16 protein-coding genes are annotated in these 18,283 nt (G+C 68.3%); 10 read left to right on the top strand and 6 right to left on the bottom strand.

What is annotated here, in order from left to right; genetic code table 11:
• Positions 1–23: 23 nt before the first annotated feature.
• The 4 genes from CAL29_RS31610 to CAL29_RS14460 all read right to left on the bottom strand — a co-directional run bounded on the left by CAL29_RS31610 (position 24) and on the right by CAL29_RS14460 (position 4,530).
• Complete coding sequence (locus tag CAL29_RS31610; protein WP_179284029.1) at positions 24–197, bottom strand: hypothetical protein; 174 nt, start codon at positions 195–197, stop codon at positions 24–26.
• A gap of 171 nt (positions 198–368) precedes the next feature.
• Positions 369–1,898 carry an amidase gene (locus tag CAL29_RS14470; protein ID WP_094853681.1) on the bottom strand — a complete coding sequence of 510 codons (1,530 nt, stop codon included), beginning with the start codon at positions 1,896–1,898 and terminating at the stop codon, positions 369–371.
• A 95-nt stretch (positions 1,899–1,993) separates the two neighbouring features.
• Positions 1,994–2,974 (bottom strand): Bug family tripartite tricarboxylate transporter substrate binding protein, encoded by a 981-nt coding sequence (locus CAL29_RS14465; RefSeq protein ID WP_094853680.1) that lies wholly within the window; start codon positions 2,972–2,974, stop codon positions 1,994–1,996.
• 134 nt (positions 2,975–3,108) lie between these two features.
• Positions 3,109–4,530, bottom strand: coding sequence for a D-serine ammonia-lyase (locus CAL29_RS14460; RefSeq protein WP_094853679.1), 1,422 nt, complete (start codon positions 4,528–4,530; stop codon positions 3,109–3,111).
• A gap of 203 nt (positions 4,531–4,733) precedes the next feature.
• On the opposite strand from CAL29_RS14460, the gene CAL29_RS14455 reads away from it, so the two are divergent.
• Both CAL29_RS14455 and CAL29_RS14450 read left to right on the top strand, forming a co-directional pair.
• Complete coding sequence (locus CAL29_RS14455; protein WP_094853678.1) at positions 4,734–5,672, top strand: LysR family transcriptional regulator; 939 nt, start codon at positions 4,734–4,736, stop codon at positions 5,670–5,672.
• 250 nt (positions 5,673–5,922) lie between these two features.
• Positions 5,923–7,482 carry an ABC transporter substrate-binding protein gene (locus tag CAL29_RS14450; RefSeq protein WP_094853677.1) on the top strand — a complete coding sequence of 520 codons (1,560 nt, stop codon included), beginning with the start codon at positions 5,923–5,925 and terminating at the stop codon, positions 7,480–7,482.
• Between the two features lie 33 nt (positions 7,483–7,515).
• Here the strand turns inward: CAL29_RS14450 and CAL29_RS14445 are convergent, their stop codons facing one another.
• Positions 7,516–8,424, bottom strand: coding sequence for a LysR substrate-binding domain-containing protein (locus tag CAL29_RS14445; protein ID WP_094853676.1), 909 nt, complete (start codon positions 8,422–8,424; stop codon positions 7,516–7,518).
• Positions 8,425–8,585: 161 nt separating this feature from the next.
• Here CAL29_RS14445 and CAL29_RS14440 point away from each other — a divergent pair, with 161 nt between their 5' ends.
• The 8 genes from CAL29_RS14440 to CAL29_RS14405 all read left to right on the top strand — a co-directional run bounded on the left by CAL29_RS14440 (position 8,586) and on the right by CAL29_RS14405 (position 16,767).
• Complete coding sequence (locus CAL29_RS14440; RefSeq protein WP_094853675.1) at positions 8,586–9,824, top strand: NAD(P)/FAD-dependent oxidoreductase; 1,239 nt, start codon at positions 8,586–8,588, stop codon at positions 9,822–9,824.
• Positions 9,805–10,101, top strand: a complete 297-nt coding sequence (locus CAL29_RS14435) for a (2Fe-2S)-binding protein (protein WP_094853674.1) — start codon at positions 9,805–9,807, stop codon at positions 10,099–10,101. Before CAL29_RS14440 ends, CAL29_RS14435 begins: the two co-directional genes overlap by 20 nt.
• Entirely contained in the window at positions 10,098–11,510 is a 1,413-nt protein-coding gene (locus CAL29_RS14430) for an NAD(P)/FAD-dependent oxidoreductase (protein WP_094853673.1), read from the top strand. The genes CAL29_RS14435 and CAL29_RS14430 overlap by 4 nt, the downstream gene beginning before the upstream one ends.
• Positions 11,507–12,706 (top strand): NAD(P)/FAD-dependent oxidoreductase, encoded by a 1,200-nt coding sequence (locus CAL29_RS14425; protein WP_094853672.1) that lies wholly within the window; start codon positions 11,507–11,509, stop codon positions 12,704–12,706. The genes CAL29_RS14430 and CAL29_RS14425 overlap by 4 nt, the downstream gene beginning before the upstream one ends.
• On the top strand, positions 12,703–13,644 hold the full coding sequence (locus CAL29_RS14420) for an ABC transporter permease (RefSeq protein ID WP_094853671.1): 942 nt from the start codon (positions 12,703–12,705) through the stop codon (positions 13,642–13,644). Before CAL29_RS14425 ends, CAL29_RS14420 begins: the two co-directional genes overlap by 4 nt.
• Positions 13,641–14,531, top strand: coding sequence for an ABC transporter permease (locus CAL29_RS14415; RefSeq protein WP_094853670.1), 891 nt, complete (start codon positions 13,641–13,643; stop codon positions 14,529–14,531). Before CAL29_RS14420 ends, CAL29_RS14415 begins: the two co-directional genes overlap by 4 nt.
• A gap of 32 nt (positions 14,532–14,563) precedes the next feature.
• The gene (locus CAL29_RS14410) at positions 14,564–15,655 is read left to right on the top strand and encodes an ABC transporter ATP-binding protein (RefSeq protein ID WP_094854095.1); all 1,092 of its coding nucleotides are present in this window, start codon (positions 14,564–14,566) and stop codon (positions 15,653–15,655) included.
• A gap of 146 nt (positions 15,656–15,801) precedes the next feature.
• Positions 15,802–16,767 (top strand): ABC transporter ATP-binding protein, encoded by a 966-nt coding sequence (locus CAL29_RS14405; protein ID WP_094853669.1) that lies wholly within the window; start codon positions 15,802–15,804, stop codon positions 16,765–16,767.
• 223 nt (positions 16,768–16,990) lie between these two features.
• Here CAL29_RS14405 and CAL29_RS14400 read toward each other — a convergent pair whose 3' ends face one another.
• Complete coding sequence (locus tag CAL29_RS14400; protein WP_094853668.1) at positions 16,991–18,157, bottom strand: DNA-binding protein; 1,167 nt, start codon at positions 18,155–18,157, stop codon at positions 16,991–16,993.
• Positions 18,158–18,283 lie beyond the last annotated feature (126 nt).

The raw sequence follows: 18,283 nt of genomic DNA, 5'->3' as shown, positions 1-18,283 counted from the left end.
TCCGTAGTCCGGCCAACGCCGCCTTACAAGGCGGCGTTTTTGCTTTGGGAAGCTCCGGCAAAGAAGTACCCGGCCGAAACCGCCAGCATGCGGTCGACCGATACGTCCATGGGGGGCGTCCTGCGACGGCGGCGCTCGGAGGCGGCCAGTGCCGCGTGCTGGCGCACGCGCGCGAGGCCTTGCGCGGCCAGGTTCATGGGCAAGCGGGAGGAAAGGAAGGCATGTCTCATGGCATGGGGCTCATCGAAAGATAGGCCATGCTAGCGCCTCGCGCGGACGAGGCGAACGATCATGTCGCGATATTCTTATTTTCTCCGAAGATGACATAAGAAGATGACATAAGGACATGCCTTGTCGCATTGCCCGCGTCAGACCGCCGACGTGGCCGCGCCGCCGCCCTGCCCGTCCAGGATGGGCGGCGTGGTGACGATGGAGGTCAATGCCGGCTCGGCCTTCGACTTCACCAAGGCCGACAGGTCCGGCCGCGGACGCGCCAGCGCGGGCACCGCGGCGAAAGCCTGCTCCATCGCACGCGCGGCGCCCAGCAGCTCGTGATCGCCGCGGAAGCGGCCCACCACCTGCAAGCCGAAAGGCATGCCCTGGCCATCGCGGCCGCAGGGCACGGAAATGGCCGGATGCGTGGTCAGCGTGATGACGTAGGTCAGCGCCAGCCAGCGGTAATAGTTCTCCTGCTTCTCGCCGTTGATGGTGTCGGCGTACAGCGTGGTCCACGGGAAGGGAGAAACCGGCGTGGTCGGCGACAGGACCAGGTCGTAGTCGGCATAGACGCGCTGGAACTGCTTGATCAGCCGGGTCTGCGCCGCCTGGCCCCAGGCGCTGTCCTTCAGGCTCATGGCGGCGCCCATCTCATAGTTGGTGCGGGTGTTCGGCCCCAGGCTGGCGGGATCCTTTTCATAGGCCTCGCGCATGCCGGCGACGAAGGCCTCGGCGCGCAGCACGTCGAAGCAGCGATGCGCGTCGTCCATATCGAACGCCACCTCGTCGCAGGCGGCGAACAGGTGGCGCATGGCGGCGATCTTCTCGCGGAAGGCGGCGCGTATGCCGTTATCGACGGCGCAGACGCCGAAGTCCTCGGTATAGGCCACGCGCAGCCGGCCGAGATCGGTCCTGCCCGGTTCCAGGAAGGACAAGGGATCGAGCGGATAGCTCAGGGGATCGCCGGCGTCCATGCCAGCGCTGGCCGCCAGTTGCAGGCAGGTGTCCGCCACCGTGCGCCCCATCGGGCCGACCACCGAGATCGGCGTCCAGCCCAGGAGCTTGCGCACGCTGGGCACGACGCCGGGCGACGGGCGGAAACCGACCACGCCGCATTTCGCGGCGGGGATGCGCAGCGAGCCGCCGGTATCCGATCCCGTGCAGACGGGCAGCATGTCGCAGGCCAGGGCCGCGGCCGAACCGCCGGACGATCCGCCCGCGTTCAGGTTGGGATTGAAGGGATTGCCGGTGGCGCCCCATACCGTGTTGCGCGAGTTCGCGCCCGCGCCCATTTCCGGCACGTTGGTCTTGGCCGTGACGATGGCGCCCGCGCGCCGCAGGCGCGCCACCAGTTCGACGTCCCGGTCCGGCACGTTGCCGCGATAGATTTCCGAACCGAAGGTGGTCAGGAGACCCGCCGTCGGCTCCAGGTCCTTGACCCCCAGCGGCAGGCCATGCAGCAGGCCCAGCGCCTCGCCGCGCATGACGGCCTGCTCGGCCGCGCGGGCCTCGGCGCGGGCGCGGTCGAAGGCGGTTGCGGTGATCGCATTGACGTGGGGATTGATTTCCGTGATCCGCTCGATGCACGCATCGAGCAGTTCGACCGGCGAAAGCTGCCGCGCGCCGATCAGCCGCCGCAGTTCGACCGCGTCCAGGGAAACCAGGGAATTTTGAGTAGGCATCGTCGTCTCGTTATTGGGTTCGGGTTGTTCGGCGCGGCGGGTGTTCAGGATTCAGGACAGCCAGCATACGGGAATGGAATCCCACGCGCACCGTGCTATTCCACTTTGATGTTGGCCCGCTGCGCAATCTCGCGCATCTGCGGCAATTCCTTGGCGATCAGGGCCGAGCTCGCGGCGGCGTCCTGGAAATTCACCTCGAAACCCTGCGCCTCCAGGCTCTTGCGGGCCTCCGGGTCCGCCACGACGGCGGCCAGCGCCTTCTCCAGCCGGGTCCGTATGTCGACCGGAAGGCCGTGCGGGGCCACCAGCATCAACCAGGTATCCATCGCGATCTGGGGATAGCCCTGGTCCGCGAACGTGGGCACGTCGGGCAGGAAGCTGGAGCGCGCCGGGCTGGAGATGGCGACCGCCTTGATCTTGCCGCTCTTGAGTTGCGGCAGCGCCGCGGCCACCGTGTCCACGGAGAACGGAATCTGGCCGCCGATCAGGTCCGCCATGGCCGGCGAACTGCCCTTGTACGGCACGTGCGTCAGCTTGATGCCGGCCGCCGCCGCGAACGCCTCGCCCACGAAATTGGCCGTCGAGCCGGTGCCGAAGGATCCATACGGCGTAGCGGGATGCGCGGGGTCCTTCGCATAGGCGAGGAAGGACGCGACGTCATGCACCGGCACCTTGGCGTTGGCGATCAGGATCAGGCCGGTCCGCGCGACGATGCCGATGGGCTGGAAGCTCTTGATCGGGTCGTAGGGCAAGTCGCTGCGCACCGCCGGATTGATGGTGAACGTCGTCCCCGAGCTGACCATCAGGGTATAGCCGTCCGGGGCGGACCGCGCGACGTAGGACGCCCCGATCGCCGTGCCGGCGCCGGCGCGATTCTCCACGATCACGGTCTGGCCCAGTTGCTTGCCCAGGCCCTGGGCCACCACGCGGCCGACCACATCGGTGGCCCCGCCCGGCGGGAACGGGACCACCAGCGTGATGGGTTTGGACGGATAGGCATCGGCGGCGGATGCCGGAACGGCGGCCATGCAGAGGGTGGCGATGCCGGCGGCGGTGAGGAGCGTTTGCAGTTTCATGGCGGGAGGGCTCTGGGTTTGGTGGATGGGAGATGCTGTTGTTGCACGCGTCTTTGGAGGCGCGGCTTTCTATCCGTGTCCGGGCAGGTGTCCGGGTCTACGTCTTGGCTTTATGTCTCGGCTTATGTCTTGGCCTATGCCCGGGCCGCGTCGGCCGCGATCGCGTTCCTGCCGCGTTGCAGGAAGCCTTCGAATTCTTCCGGCGGGACGAAGCGGCCGCCCGTGGTCCATGCCAGGTGCGTGGCGTGGTCCATGCGATCCTGCAACCCATGCTCGCGCAGATAGGCCTGGCCGGCCGGCGTGCCGCACACCCGCGCCGGCCCGCTGAAGCCGGCCGCCGCCGAGGGTTCGACGCGCAAGCCTTCGCTGTCGTGCAGCCGCGCCAGGTCCGCGAACAGGCGGTCGTCACTGACCGTGTAGACGCCCGCCAGGCGGGTGGCCATGGCCGCCAGGGCCAGATCCGACGCGCGCGGCACGGCCAGGCCGTCGGCTTCCGTGCGGTTCAGCAGGCCGACGTCGTAGACCGAAGGCAGCGCCGGCAGGCCCGGCGCCTGCCCGCATTGCGCCATCATGCCCAGCAGGAAGCACGGCGATTGCACCGGCTCGGCGAAGAAGCAGTGCACGTGCTCGCCGAACAGCATCTTCAGGCCATAGGCGATGCCGCCCGGCGCGCCGCCGACGCCGCAAGGCAGGTAGACGAAAAGCGGACGATCCGCGTCGACGCCGATGCCGGCGGCCTGCAACTGCTCGCGCAAGTGCAGCGCGGCCGCCGCATAACCGGCGAACAGCGCCGGCGAACGTTCGTCGTCCACGAAATAGGCGTAAGGATCGGACTCGGCGCCCGCGCGGCCGGCGGCCACGGCCTGCTCGTAGTCGCCCGTATGCTCGATCACCTTCACGCCGTGCGCGCGCAGCCTGGCTTTCTTCCAGGCCTTGGCGTCCGCCGACATATGGACCTCGGCCTGGAAGCCCAGCAGGGACGCGATGATGCCGATGGACATGCCCAGGTTGCCCGTCGAGCCGACGGCGACGCGGTGCCGCGCGAAGCACGCGCGCGCGGCCGCGCCGCCCAGCACGCGGTAGTCGTCGCCGGGCCGCAGCAACTCCTCCCGCATGGCCAGGGACTCGGCGTATTGCAGCACCTCGTGGATGCCGCCGCGCGCCTTGATCGAGCCCGCGATGGCCAGGTCATGATCGGCCTTGACGTAAAGCCGGCCGTCGGCGCTCCCCAGGCCCAGGGACTGCTGCATGGCGGGCACGGGCAACAAGGGCGATTCGATGATGCCGCCGCTGCCGGCGAGCTCCGGCGCCAGCTCCGCCAACAGCGGGGCAAACCGCTCGAAGCGGGCGCGCGCGAGCAGGACCAGTTCGGGACGGAACCGCGTCCCGGCATCCGGCGCGGCGCCCTCGGCCGGCGCCGCGGGGCGCAGCCACAGCAAGGGTTGCGCGCAACGCAATGCCGCCAGGGTCGCGGCGGCGGTTTCGGCCTGGCCGGGTGCGCCCTTCCCCGCATCGGCGGTGGAAGGTTGGGCGGAGGCGGCGGAAGATAGTGTCATGAGCGTCGGCGGAGCGGGAGGGATATCCGGAATGGAGACGGCAGCGAAACCGCACGCCGGAGTTGTCATCCTAGGGACGCGCGCGGCGTGCCACAAGATCAACGAGTAGAATCCATCGTTGCCGAAACGGCAATGCTCCCAGAGGAAGCCACACCCATATCGGGAATACCCTGACCGTTTTCCGCCGCCCGTTTTCCGCCGCCATGAACCCGCTCGCCCTGCAAAGCCCCGCCCTGCGCTATTTCCTCGAAGTCGTCCGCAGCGGCTCGGTCACCGAGGCGGCCGAACGCCTGGAGGTCGCGCCCTCGGCGGTCAGCCGCCAGATCGCCCGCCTGGAGCGGGAGATGGACACCCTGCTGTTCGAGCGCCGCGCGCGCGGCATGGTGCCCAATGCCGCCGGCGAACTGCTCGCCGCCCATGCCAAGCGCGTCAGGCAGGACCTCGACCGCCTGGGCAGCGACATCCTGGCGCTGCGCGGCGTGCGGCAGGGACTGATCCGCTTGGTCAGCACCGAGGGCTACGCCTTCGGCTTCGTCCCGTCGCTGATCGCCTCCTTCCGCCGCGAATACACCGGCATCCGGTTTTCCCTGGACGCCGCGTCCCAGCACGACATCCCGCGCCGCATACGCGCCGGCGAGGCGGACATCGGCCTGACGCTGAGCCTGACGTCGGAGCGGGATATCCGGGTCGAACTGCGCACGCCCGCGCCGGTGATGGCGGTGCTGGCCCCGCGCCATCCGCTGGCGGGCAAGCGCACGCTGTCGCTGGCGCAACTGGCGCCCTACCCGCTGGCCTTGCCCGATCGCGCTTCCACGCTGCGGCAACTGCTGGAGATCAGTTGCAGCCGCCAGCAACTGGTCTACGAACCCGCCTTCACCAGCCGCCACATGGATGCCCTGATCACCTTCGCCGCCGAGTCCGACGGCGTGGCCTTCAGCGGCGAACTGGCGATCCGCGCCCGCCTGCGGCGCGGAGAAATCGTGTGCGCGCCGTTGCGGGACCGGGAGATGAACGAACGGCATTTCGAAGTCCAGACCCTGGCCGGACGGCCGCTGCCGGAAGCTTGCAAGGCCTTCATCGCGCACATCAAGAAGGAAATATCCGCTTCCGCGGAGGGCGGTGGCGGGAAGATCCCGGTATAAGCCGCACACCCGCGCGGCGTAGAGGCCTTTTTTGTAACAACGCAGGATTGGTACTAACCATTATCCGGGACGCCCGGGCGCGCGCCGTCCCAGGCATATCTCACGTTTCACCACCCCGCCTATAACCTTTGGGAATAGGAATAGACCCCCAGGTACTTTGACGCTATGCGCGGCGCGCTCTAACTTGCCATCGTCCGACCGACGCATCGCCGCGACCACGCCACACGGCCACGAAGAAAAAGGGGAATCCATGAAACGTCCTATCCTGTCCGTCCTTGCCGCCGCCCTGCTTGCCGCCGGCGCCTGTATGCACGTCGCGGCGCATGCCGCCGACCGGCCCGAGCTGCGCATCAGCTCGGGCGCCGCCGACAACGCCACGCTCGATCCGCATCGCGCCACCTCCACCGTCGACAAGGGCGTGGCGTCGGAGATGTTCGACGCGCTGGTGCGCTTCCCGCCCGGCAGCGCCGATCCCAAGGCGCTGGAACCCGACCTGGCGACGTCCTGGGAAAGCTCGCCGGACAGCAAGGTCTGGACCTTCCACCTGCGCAAGGGCGTGCAATTCCACGCCGGCTACGGCGAGCTGAAGGCGGAGGACGTCGTCTACTCGCTGCTCCGCGCGGCCGATCCCAAGCGGTCCAGCTTCGCCAACAACTTCGACCTGCTGGACAAGGTCGAGGCGGTCGACGACTACACGGTGAAGATCACGCTGAAATACCCCGACGCCGCCTTCCTCGGCCGCGTCTCGAATTACCACGGCGGCAACATCGTCAGCAAGAAGGCGGCGGAAAAACTGGGCGACAAGTTCGGCGCCTCGCCGGTGGGCACGGGGCCTTTCGCGTTCGGCGAGCACGTCACCCAGCAGTACGTGAAGCTGGTGGCCAACGACAACTACTTCCGCGGCAAGCCCCAGTTGGGCGCCATCGTCTACCGCATGATTCCCTCGGACAGCGCGCGCGAACTGGCGTTCACCTCCGGCGAGATCGACGTCATGCAGGGCAAGCGCGAACAGCGCTGGGTGGAACGGTCGAGCAAGCGCGGGATGAAGGTCGACATCTTCGATCCGGCCGAGTTCCGCACGCTGCACCTGAACCGCACCATCAAGCCGCTGGACAGTCCCAAGGTGCGGCTGGCCATCGCCTCCGCCGTGAACGTCGACGAAATCGTGCGCTACGCCGGCAAGGACGTGGCGCAGAAAGGCTGCTCGGTCGTCCCCAACGGCTACCTGGGCGAAGACTGCAGCGCCGGCGCCTACCCGTACGACGTGGCCAAGGCCAAGCAACTGCTGGCCGAAGCCGGCTTTCCGAACGGCATCGAGATCAAGTCCGTGGTGTCGAACATTTCGGCGCAACTGCCCATCATGGAGATCGTGCAGGCGCAGTTGGCCAAGGCCGGCATCAAGCTGGACATGGAAGTGGTGGACCATGCCACCTACCAGGCCAAGAGCCGCCAGGACCAGAGCGCCCTGGTGTTCTACGGCGCGGCGCGCTTCCCCAACGCGGATGCCTACCTGAGCGAGTTCTACGATTCGGCCTCCGCCATCGGCATGCCCACCGCCATGTCCAATTTCTCGCACTGCAGCGTGGCCGACGCGGATATCCGCGCCGCGCGCGTCGAACCGGACGCGGCCAGGCAACTGGCCTTGTGGAAGGACGCGCAGGTCAAGATCCACGACGACGTCTGCGCCATTCCCCTCTTCGGCCTGAAGCAGGTGTGGGCGCACGGCGACGGCGTGAGCTACGGCTACGACCTGAAGGGCGCGCTGAACCTGCAGCCGCCCGTCACGGAGAAAACGACGGTCAAGCATTGACCCTCGGGGCGGCCGGCGCGAATCGCCCCCGCTTCAGCGCAATTCGCGGGAAACCTGGGCCGCCACGGCGCGGGCTTCCCGCACGAAGGTCTCCACCAGGCTTTCGTTGCGCGAGGCGCGCACCCGGCACAGTTGGAAGTGGAATTGCATTTCCGGATCGAAACGCCTGAGCACCAGGCGATTCTGCAACCCATCGGCGAACAGCGGATGAATCAACGACACGCCCAGCCCCGCCGCGACGAACTCGCATGCCGTCGGCGCGGTATTGGTATCGAGCACCACATTGAGCCTGGCGCCCGCGCGCTGGAAGGCGATCTGCGCCAACTGGTGCGTCTGGCTGTCCGCGCCGAAGGCGATGAACGGCAGCCCGTCCAGGTCGCGCGGCCGCAATACGCGCTTGCGGGTCAGCTCATGGTTGACCGGCAAGGCGCACATCAAGGCGTGCTGGAACATCGGGTCACGGTCGATGTACGGGTTGTCCACCCGGCTGCCGACCAGCGCCACGTCGATCTGCCGCGTCGCCAGCCAATCCGCCAGGAACTGCGAGCCGCGGCACTGGATGGTGACGCGCACGTCGGGATGATGGCGCAGGAAATTCATCGTCACGCGGCGGATGAAGGAACCGGAGAGCGCGGGCAGCACGCCGACGATCAAGGTGCGCTGTTCGTCGCGGCGGATGGACTCCACCGCCTGTTCCACCTGGCGCAGGCCGGCGAAGATGCGATCCACTTCCTCGTACAGCCGCATGCCGTGCGGCGTGGCGGCCAGCTTGCCGCGCACGCGCTCGAACAGGCTCAGCCCGGTATCGGCTTCGAGGTGCGCCAGCAGCTTGCTGACGGCCGGCTGCGTGACGCCCAGCACCGCCGCGGCCTGGCTGACCGTGCCGTGTTCGATGACCGCCTTGAAGGCCTCGATTTGCCGCAGATTGAGCGTTCGCGCCATGCCGTGTCCTGTATAACCTTTTCGAATAGGCCATGCTTCCGGTCCAGAAAGGGTTATAGCCTATCGTGGGCCGACGGACGAGTCCCGGGACGCGCACAGCGTCCGGCGACGCCGCGGTCCGATCTCGCGGGACATGCCCGCGCGCCGGCCGGAGACACGCGATGACCCGGGACTACGACTACATCGTCGCCGGCGCCGGCATGGTCGGCTCGGCCATCGCCCTGGGCCTGGCCGGACGCGGCCGGCGCGTGCTCATGCTCGACGGCGCGGATACCGATTTCCGCGCGGCCAAGGCCAATTTCGGCCTGGTGTGGGTGCAGGGCAAGGGCTATGGCAACGTCCACTACCAGCGCCTGTCGCATGAAGCCGCGACCCTGTGGCCGGCGTTCGCCGCCGAGCTGCGGCGCGAAAGCGGCATGGACCTGCAATACGAATGCCGTGGCGGCCTGCATTTCTGCCTCGGCGAGGCGGAATGGGAAGACCGCGCGAAGCGCATGCGCGCATGGGAAGGCAATACGCCCGAACGCGCCTCCTGCATCGAGATGCTGGACCGGGGCGCGTTGCAGCGCCGCTTCCCCACCCTGCGCCTGGGCGACGAGGTATCGGGCGGCAGCTTCGGCGCGACCGACGGCCACGTCAATCCGCTGCGGCTGCTGGCCGCCTTGCAGTCGGCCTACCAGGGCCGGGGCGGCCGACTGATCAGCCGGCATCGCGTCGACGCCATCGCGCGGGCCCCGGGAGGCGGCTTCACGGTTTCCGCGGGCCAGGACCGCTATGACGCGGGCCGCGTAATCGTCGCCGCCGGCCTGGGGTCGAATGCCCTGAACCCCATGGTGGGCCTGGACATCGCGTTGCGCCCGCAGCGCGGCCAGGTCCTGGTTACCGAGCGCCTCGCGCCGCTGCTGCCGGTGCCGGCCAGCGGCGTGCGCCAGACGGGCGACGGCACGGTGCTGGTCGGCCTGACGCAGGAAGACACCGGCTACGACATCGGCACCACCGCCATCGCGGCCACCCGCATGGCGCGCAAGGCCTTGCGCGTGCTGCCGGATCTCGCGCGGGCGCGCCTGGTGCGGCAGTGGTCCTGCCTGCGCGTCATGACGCGGGACGGCTGTCCCGTCTATGCCGAATCCGCCACGCAACCCGGCGCCTGGACCGCGCTGTGCCACTCCGGGGTCACGTTGGCCGCCTTCCATGCGGGGCCCCTGGCGCGGGCGATCGACGGCGGCGAGCTGCCGCTGTCCTTCGCCGCGCATTTGCCGCGCGCCGGCGCGGCGATTCCTGCCATCGCCGCTGCCGGCGAGCAACCCGTTTCTTCCGCCGCCGCGGCCGCCCGCGCGGCCTGGTCTTCATTCCTGGATGCCTTCAACCATGAGCGCTTCGATGTTTCGCAAGCTGCATGAACCCGGCGCGCAGACGCTGACGGTCTATATCGACGGCCAGCCGGCCGCCGCCGAACCCGGCGAGACCGTCGCCGCCGTCCTGTTGCGCCAGGACGCCCCCGCCTCCCGCACGACGCCCGTGCGGGAAAGTCCGCGCGCGCCGTATTGCATGATGGGCGTGTGCTTCGACTGCCTGGCCATCGTCGACGGCGTGGCCTCCACCCAGACCTGTCTGGTCACCGTCCGCGAGGGCATGCGCGTGCAGCGGCAGTTCGGCAAGCGGAGCGTGCTGCCATGATGCGCGAATTCGATGTCCTGATCGTGGGCGCCGGCCCGGCCGGCATGAGCGCGGCCATCCGCCTGCGCGCCCTGGGCCGCGACGTCCTGGTGGTGGACGAGCAACCCGCGCCCGGCGGCCAGATCTGGCGCGCGGTCGAAACCGTGGCGGCGACGCCCACCGGCGCGCTGCTGGGCGACGAGTACCGCGCCGGGGCCGCGCTGGCCGAGGCGTTCCGGCGCAGCGGCGCCGTCTACGAACCGGGCACTCAGGTGTGGCAGATCGAGCCCGACTGGCACGTCTACATGACCCGGGCGGGCAAGGCCGAAGCCGTGCGCGCCAGGCAGGTCCTGCTGGCGACCGGCGCGCAGGAGCGGCCCATGCCCTTCCCCGGCTGGACGCTGCCCGGCGTGCTCACCGTGGGCGCGGCGCAGATACTCCTGAAGACCTCGCGCCAGGTGCCGGCCCAGCCCGTCTGGGTGGCCGGCAGCGGACCGCTGGTGCTGCTCTACATGGCGCAGTTGCTGCGCGCCGGCGGCAAGATCGCCGGCTGGCTGGACACCGCGCCCCCCGGCGCCTGGCGCCGCGCCCTGCCCTATCTGGGCGACGCCTTGCGCCGCGCCGGCGAGGTCGGCAAGGGCCTGCGCTGGCTGCGCGAACTGCGCGCAGCCGGCGTGCGCCGCATCGCGGGCGTGCGGGAATTCCGCGCCCTGGGCGAAGGCCGCCTGCAACAGCTCGAATACACCCTGCCCGGCGGCGCCACGCAGCGCGCGGACGCGCAGGTGCTGCTGGTCCATGAAGGCGTGGTGCCGTCCATCCACATGACGCGCGCGCTGGAATGCGAGCATGCGTGGAACGAACGGCAGTCCTGCCTCGCGCCCGTGCTGGACGAATGGGGCCGCACCAGCCGGCCCGGCCTGTACGTGGCGGGCGACGGAGCCGGCATCGGCGGCGCCAATGCCGCCTGCGTGCGCGGCGAGATCGCCGCCCTGGGCATGGCGCTGGCGGCGGGCGCGCTGGACGCCGCCAAGGCATCGGCCGCCGCCGCGCCCCTGCGCGCCTCCCTGGCCGACATGCTGCGCCTGCGTCCCATGCTGGACGCGCTCTATCCGCCGCGTCCCAACGTTTCCTCGCCCGCCGACGACACCATCGTCTGCCGCTGCGAGGAATTGACGGCGGGCGACATCCGCAAGGCCGCGGACCTGGGCCAGCCCGGCCCCAACCAGATCAAGTCCTTCACCCGCGCCGGCATGGGGCCGTGCCAGGGACGGCAGTGCGGCTACACCATCGCGCACATCCTCGCGGAGAAACAGAAGCGTCCGGTCGCCGAGGTCGGTTTCTATCGCGTGCGGCCGCCGCTGAAACCGCTGACGCTGGGAGAACTGGCGAGCCTGGACCTCGAAGACGCGCAGAAAGCGGAGGCCAAATGAGCAGCGCCCCCAGCAGCCCCGCCAGCAGCAATCCGGCGGCAACCCGGGCTTATGACGCCGTCGTCATCGGCGGTGGACTGCACGGCCTGTCGGCCGCCCTGCATCTCGCGCGCGGCGGCGCCCGCGTGGTCGTCGTCGAGAAGCACTGGGTGGGGCGCCATGCCTCCGGCGCCACCGCGGCCGGCGTGCGCACGCTGAACCGCGACCCGCGCGAACTCGATCTGGCCCTGGAAGCCATGGATATGTGGCACGCCATGGCGTCGCTGGTGGACGACGATTGCGGCTTCCACGCCAACGGGCAGATCTGCGTGGCCGAAACGCCCGCCGCCTTGCAGAAGCTACAGGCCCGGGTGGAAGGCCTGCGCGCCGCCGGCTATGTCCATGAGGAAATCATCGACACCGGCGAACTGCGCCGCCTGCTGCCCGAGCTGAGCCATCATTGCCTGGGCGCGTCCATCGCCCGCCGCGACGGCGCCGCCGATCCGCATCGCGCCTTGCGCGCCTTTCGCGGCGCCATCCTGCAGGCCGGCGTCGAGCTGGTCGAGCATTGCGGCGTCACGGCCATCGAACGCCGGGGCCAGGATTGGCGCGTGATCGGCGAAGGCGGCCGAAGCTGGACCGCGCCGGCCGTGGTCAACGCCGCCGGCGCCTGGGCGGCGCGCATCGCCGCGCTGGTGGGCGACGATATTCCCCTGGCCGCCAAGTCGTCCATGATGATGGTCAGCGAACGCCTGCGGCCCTTCATCAAGCCGGTGGTGGCCATCATGGGCCGCTCCCTGTCCTTCAAGCAGTCCGACCAGGGAACGCTGGTGATCGGCGGCGGCCTGCAAGGCATCCCCGACCTCGACAAGGAAACGTCGACGGCGCGCATGAAAGTGCTGGCCAAGGGCGCCCATGCCGCCACCGACCTGTTTCCCGCGGTCGCCAATATCCGCATCGTGCGCGTGTGGGCGGGCCTGGAGGCCAAGACCGAGGACTTGCTGCCGGTGGTCGGGCCCTCGCCCAACGCGCCGGGGGTATTCCATGCCTTCGGCTTCTCCGGCCACGGCTTCGAGCTGGTGCCGGTGGTGGGCGCGACGATGGCGGACCTGGTCCTGCGCGGCGGCACCCGGCGTCCCATCCAGAACCTCAAGGCGGAACGCCTGATGGCGCGGGCGCCATCCGAAACAGCGGCCGCCAGGGAGCACGCATCATGATGCGTTATGCGGTCAAGCGCCTGCTGCTGGCGATCCCCACGCTGCTGGCCATGCTGACGGCGGTGTTCGTGCTGGTGCGCCTGGTGCCGGGCGATCCGGCGGCCGTGATGCTGGGCGACCAGGCCAGCGCCGAAGCCCTGGCCGCGCTCCGCACCCGGCTGGGCCTGGACCTGCCCATGCAGGTGCAGTACCTGCATTTCCTGCGCGACATGCTGTCCGGCAATTTCGGCGTCTCGATGGCGTCGGGGCGCACGGTGCTTCAGGAAGTCGCGCTGGTGCTGCCGTGGACGCTGCAGTTGACCGCCGCCGCCATCCTCATCGGCGTGATCCTCGGCCTGCCCCTGGGCACCTGGGCCGCCTTGCGCCGCAACGGCTGGCCCGACTACCTGGGCCGGGTGCTGTCGCTGGCGGGCCTGTCCTTTCCCGCCTTCGTCTCGGGCATCCTGATGCTGCTGGCCTTCGCCATCCAGTTGCGCTGGTTTCCGGTGATCGGCAGCACCATCGCCGGCGACTGGACCAGCCAGTTGCGCGCCCTGGTCCTGCCGGCCCTGAACCTGGGCTTGATCATGACCGCCTACGTCATGCGCGTCACGCGCTCGTCCATGCTGGGCGTCATGGGCGAGGACTACGTCCGCACCGCGCGCGCCAAGGGTGTGCGGCCGATGCGGCTGGTGCTGCGCCATGGCCTGCGCAACGCGCTGATCCCCATCGTCACCGTCGTGGGGCTGTATTTCGGCACGCTGATCGGCAACTCGGTGCTGACCGAGATCGTGTTCAACCGGCCGGGACTCGGCAAGCTGATCCTCGGCGCGTTGAATACCCGCGACTACACGCTGCTGCAAGGCCTGATGGTGGTCTTCGCCGCCTGCGTGATCTTCGTCAACCTGCTGACCGACCTGGTGTACGGGTGGGTCGATCCCCGGGTGAAATACCAATGAGCGCCGTTCCTTCCTCCGCCGCCTCGCCCGCCCCGGTTTCGCGCCGGCCCAATGCGCTGTGGCAGGCCCTGCGGCGCAACAAGCTTTCGTGGGTCGGCATCGGCCTGCTGCTGGCCATCGTCCTGGTGGCGGCGTTCGCGCCGTGGATCGCGCCGCACGATCCCTTGCAGCAGAACATCGCCTACCGGCTGGATCCGCCGTCGGCCGACTACTGGCTGGGCACCGACAGCTACGGACGGGATGTGCTGTCGCGCCTGATCTATGGCGCGCGCGTGTCGCTGCTGGTGGGTTTCGTCGCCATCCTGATCGCCATGAGCATCGGCGCGTCCCTGGGCATCCTGGCGGGCTATGTGGGCGGACTGCTGGACCAGTTCATCATGGGATTGGTCGACGTCCTGCTCTCCTTCCCAACCCTGCTGCTGGGCTTGATGGTCGCGGCGATGCTGGGCGCCAGCCTGGAGAACCTGATCATCGCCATCGCCATCACGGAGATCGCGCCCTTCGTGCGGGTGGCGCGGGCGCCGACCATCGCCCTGAAGCAGCGCGACTTCGTCGAGGCCGGCCGGGCCCTGGGCTTCGGTCCCCTGCGCCTGATGGGCGTGCATATCCTGCCCAACATGATTTCCGACGTGGTGGTGGTGGGGTCGCTGTGGATGGCCTCGGCCATCCGCACCGAGGCCTCGCTCAGCTTCATCGGCCTGGGCGTGCCGCCTCCTGCCGCGACCTGGGGGGCCATGATCCGCGAGGGTTTCGAGAACATCCTGGATGCCTGGTGGCTGACGGTATTTCCCAGCATTGCGATCCTGTTGACGGTGCTGGCCTTGAACCTGCTGGGCGATGCCTTGCGGGACGCCATCGATCCCAAGCTGCGATCGGAGCATTCATGATGAAGGAATCGATTCTGACGCCCGTTCGCACGATGCAGGATGAACAAGCCCTTCCCGGCGACGAGACGAGCGGCGCCGCGCCCGTCGTGCTCGAACTGCGCGACCTGCGCACCGAGTTCCGCATCGGCGGGGCATGGCACGCGGCGGTGCGCGACGTCTCCTTGAGCGTCAGGCGCAACGAAACCCTGGCCATCGTCGGCGAATCGGGCAGCGGCAAGAGCGTCACCGCGCTTTCCGTCTTGCGCCTGCTGCCCGCGGCCGGCGCGCGCCATGCGGGCGGACGGATCCTGCTGGAAGGCCGCGACCTGGCGGCCTTGTCCGAAAAGGAAATGACCCGCCTGCGCGGCAATGCGCTGGCAATGATCTTCCAGGAGCCGATGACTTCCCTGAATCCGACCATGCGGATCGGCGACCAGATCGCCGAAGCGATACGCCAGCACCGCAAGGTGTCGTGGAAAGATGCCCGGGCGGAAGCCTTGCAGGCCCTGGAGGAAGTGAAGATTCCCGCCGCGGCCAGCCGTTACGACGATTATCCGCATCAGTTCTCCGGCGGCATGCGGCAACGCGTGATGATCGCCATGGCCTTGGCCTGCAAGCCCAAGGTCCTGCTGGCCGACGAGCCGACCACGGCCCTGGACGTCACCATCCAGGCGCAGATCCTCAGCCTGTTGGCGGACCTGAAGACGGCGCGCGGCATGGCGGTGGTGTTCATTACGCACAACCTGGGCGTGGTGGCGCAGATCGCCGACCGCGTGGCGGTGATGTATGCGGGCGAAGTGGTGGAGACGGCGGACGTCGACACCTTGTTCGCCGCGCCCACGCATCCCTATACCGAGGCCTTGTTACGGGCGATGCCGCGGGTGGATACGGATGCGGCGTCCCTGGATCCCATCGCGGGAAGCGTGCCCGCGATCACCGCGATTCCGGCGGGGTGCGCGTATGCGCCGCGCTGTCCGCTGCGGCAGCCCGCCTGTGAGGCCAGGCGGCCGGCGTTGAACGACATTGGCGGAGAGCATGCGGTGCGCTGTTTGGTGAGAGCGCCCGATGGCGGCGTCAAGGTGACACAAAGCCTGACGTCGAATTCCCAAGCATCGGGATTGTCCGCTTCCAAGGAGCAAGCATGAACGTGCCGGACCAGGCCAAGCGCGAGTCCTCTCTTGGGGAGGCGGTCGCGCAGCGTCAGGAGGGTACACCCGTGAACGTGCCGGGTAGTTTTCAACGCGAACCCTCTGTCGAGGAGGCAGTCACGCAGCCGCGGGAAAGCACATCCATGAATCCGTTGTTGCAGGTGCGTCATCTTGTCAAGCGCTTCCATAGCGGCGGGGGCTGGCTGGGCGGCGCGAAAAAGATCGTGCATGCGGTCAACGACGTGTCCTTCGATGTGGGACGGGGCCAGTCGCTTGGGCTGGTCGGCGAATCCGGCTGCGGCAAATCCACCGTGGCCCGCATGCTGCTGCGCCTGATCGAAGCGGACGAAGGCAGCATCGTCTTCGACGGCCAGGACCTGCGCAGCGCCGGCGCCGCCCAGTTGCGGGCCTTGCGGCAGCGCATCCAGATCGTTTTCCAGGATCCCTATGCCTCCCTGAACCCGCGCCGGACCATACGCCAGACCTTGGCGGAACCCTTGTTCGTCCATGGCGCCGGCGACGCATCGGCGATCGATGCCAAGATCGTCCAGACGATCCAGGAAGTAGGATTGCCGGTGTCGGCCCTGGATAAATACCCGCATGAATTCTCGGGCGGTCAGCGGCAGCGGATAGGAATCGCCCGCGCCCTGGTGCTCGATCCGCAGCTCATCGTCGCGGACGAGCCGGTGTCGGCGCTGGACGTGTCGGTGCAGGCCCAGATCCTGCAATTGCTGGAGCGTTTGAAACGCGAACGCGGGCTGGCGTTCGTCTTCGTGTCCCACGATCTGGGTGTGATTCGCCACTTTTGCGACACCGTCAGCGTGATGTACCTGGGCCGCATCATAGAAACCGGCCCGACCCGCCAGGTGCTGGACGACCCGCGCCACCCCTACAGCCGGGTTTTGCGCGACTCATCGCCCGTCCCGGATCCCAGGGCGCGCATCGCCCTGCCCAAGATCCAGGGTGAGATCCCCTCGCCGACCAACCTGCCCCCGGGCTGCACCTTCCATCCCCGCTGCGTCAATGCCCAGGCCGATTGCAAAGCCCGCGTGCCGGCGCTGGAGCCGGTTGGCGATAGACGAGCGGCCGCCTGTTTCCATCCGCTGTGATCCATGTCTGTGCGCGGATAAACCACTACGACAAATCAAGCTTCCGAGCCCAGTGATACAACCTGGTAGGCGGATCCAGCCTTTAAATCCCTTCATCTTTCATACTAAAGGTCCCGCAAGTTAAAGGTCCCGCAAATTCCAGTCGACGTAGCGCGCCCTCACAGGCAGGCTGCTTCCTCTCTGCCGTGGGCCACGAATCGCCGATCGTCCCGGATTGAGCGGTTCAGCCGCCCCTCCCCTTCTTTCCTGAAACTTTTGCCCCGGCAGCGTCAGCCGACGTGGGGCTGGCCGGCGCCGAGACGGGGCCAGTGGCTTGCGCCGTTAGCGCCTTCTCCTTGCTGCTGTCCTGGCCTTGATCGTCAGAGGCCCTGACGCGCGCGGCTACCTGCATCAATAGTTCGATCTGGCGATCCTTGGCGGCCAGTTGTTCCCGCAGCGTTTCGTTCTGCGCGATGAGTTGAGCGGACGATTGCGCGGCCTGCGCTCGCGCGGCGTCGGCCGCCTCGGCGGCGCTTGCCATGCGCGCGGACAAGGTCTCGGCATTCGCCTCGGCCATCGCCGCGCGGCGCGCCTGGGCATCGATCTCGTCGCGGGATTGGGTCAACTCCCCTTGCAATGTCGCTACCTGCGCCTGAAGCTGGGTGGATTGGGACTGGAATTGGGACACCTGCGCCTGGAATTGGGCGGCAGCGGCCTCGGTGGATTTGCGCAGCCGGTCCAATTCTTCCTGCGTCTTCTTCAGCGCCTGACGCTGGGCGTCGATCTCACCGAGCCAGCGTTTTTCATGGGCCGAGTGGCGAGCTTCACTGGCTGCCACCGCCTCCCGTCCGGCCGCTTGCGCCTCGCGCAAAGCATGCTGGCCGGCGACGACCTGCTCCTGGACTGCGGCCAATCGCTGATTCAGCGTCTTGAGGGCGGCCGCATCGTCCCGCGCCTGTCGTTCGGCGTTACGCAAGCGCTCCTCGGCAGCCGTGGCTTGGGCGCGGGCGGCATGCGCGGCAGCCTCCAGGTCGCTTTCCCGGATACGCAGGCGAACCTGCTCCTGCGCGAGAGCAGCCTGGTCCGAGGCAATCTGCTCCCGAACCCGCGCCAGTTCATCGCGCTCGCGCGCCGATGCAAGCGCCCATTCCTCACGGGCCGAGGCCAGGGCTTGCTCCCAAATCTGCGTCACCGCGCGGGTCACCCCTTCGGGAATGTCCGTGGACCGCCCTTGCCCGCCCACCAGGCGTTCGCTCAGGCCACGAAACCAAGCTTTGAGATGCGGCCCGACCGTATTGGGCGAGCCCCGTCCCAAATGCAATCGCACCCGTTCGATCGTAGGCTGCTCGCCCGCCTGCAACAACGCGTCCGCCGCCGCCCAGACGTCCGAAGCTTGCACACCCGTGGCCATGAAGTCGTTCTCCTATCTCGCGGAATGCTTAGGTGGCCGTGTCCATCCGACGCGTCCCAGGTATCGGATATCTAGGTCGGATAATTAAAAGTTATCCGACTTAAATGCGCTATAAAGTATTATTTA

The sequence above is a fragment of the Bordetella genomosp. 10 genome, assembly GCF_002261225.1.
Lineage (GTDB): Bacteria > Pseudomonadota > Gammaproteobacteria > Burkholderiales > Burkholderiaceae_B > Bordetella_C.
This window is presented reverse-complemented; position numbering and strand designations above follow the sequence as displayed.

Excerpts from the sequence above, each read along its gene's own strand:
- CAL29_RS14420 (WP_094853671.1), top strand. The coding sequence starts at position 12,703 with ATGATGCGTTATGCGGTCAAGCGCCTGCTGCTGGCGATCCCCACGCTG.
- CAL29_RS14455 (WP_094853678.1), top strand. The coding sequence starts at position 4,734 with ATGAACCCGCTCGCCCTGCAAAGCCCCGCCCTGCGCTATTTCCTCGAA.
- CAL29_RS14425 (WP_094853672.1), top strand. The coding sequence starts at position 11,507 with ATGAGCAGCGCCCCCAGCAGCCCCGCCAGCAGCAATCCGGCGGCAACC.
- CAL29_RS14440 (WP_094853675.1), top strand. The coding sequence starts at position 8,586 with ATGACCCGGGACTACGACTACATCGTCGCCGGCGCCGGCATGGTCGGC.
- CAL29_RS14465 (WP_094853680.1), bottom strand. The coding sequence starts at position 2,974 with ATGAAACTGCAAACGCTCCTCACCGCCGCCGGCATCGCCACCCTCTGC.
- CAL29_RS14470 (WP_094853681.1), bottom strand. The coding sequence starts at position 1,898 with ATGCCTACTCAAAATTCCCTGGTTTCCCTGGACGCGGTCGAACTGCGG.
- CAL29_RS14415 (WP_094853670.1), top strand. The coding sequence starts at position 13,641 with ATGAGCGCCGTTCCTTCCTCCGCCGCCTCGCCCGCCCCGGTTTCGCGC.
- CAL29_RS14430 (WP_094853673.1), top strand. The coding sequence starts at position 10,098 with ATGATGCGCGAATTCGATGTCCTGATCGTGGGCGCCGGCCCGGCCGGC.
- CAL29_RS14445 (WP_094853676.1), bottom strand. The coding sequence starts at position 8,424 with ATGGCGCGAACGCTCAATCTGCGGCAAATCGAGGCCTTCAAGGCGGTC.
- CAL29_RS14450 (WP_094853677.1), top strand. The coding sequence starts at position 5,923 with ATGAAACGTCCTATCCTGTCCGTCCTTGCCGCCGCCCTGCTTGCCGCC.
- CAL29_RS14410 (WP_094854095.1), top strand. The coding sequence starts at position 14,564 with ATGCAGGATGAACAAGCCCTTCCCGGCGACGAGACGAGCGGCGCCGCG.
- CAL29_RS14405 (WP_094853669.1), top strand. The coding sequence starts at position 15,802 with ATGAATCCGTTGTTGCAGGTGCGTCATCTTGTCAAGCGCTTCCATAGC.
- CAL29_RS14435 (WP_094853674.1), top strand. The coding sequence starts at position 9,805 with ATGTTTCGCAAGCTGCATGAACCCGGCGCGCAGACGCTGACGGTCTAT.
- CAL29_RS14400 (WP_094853668.1), bottom strand. The coding sequence starts at position 18,157 with ATGGCCACGGGTGTGCAAGCTTCGGACGTCTGGGCGGCGGCGGACGCG.
- CAL29_RS31610 (WP_179284029.1), bottom strand. The coding sequence starts at position 197 with ATGAACCTGGCCGCGCAAGGCCTCGCGCGCGTGCGCCAGCACGCGGCA.
- CAL29_RS14460 (WP_094853679.1), bottom strand. The coding sequence starts at position 4,530 with ATGACACTATCTTCCGCCGCCTCCGCCCAACCTTCCACCGCCGATGCG.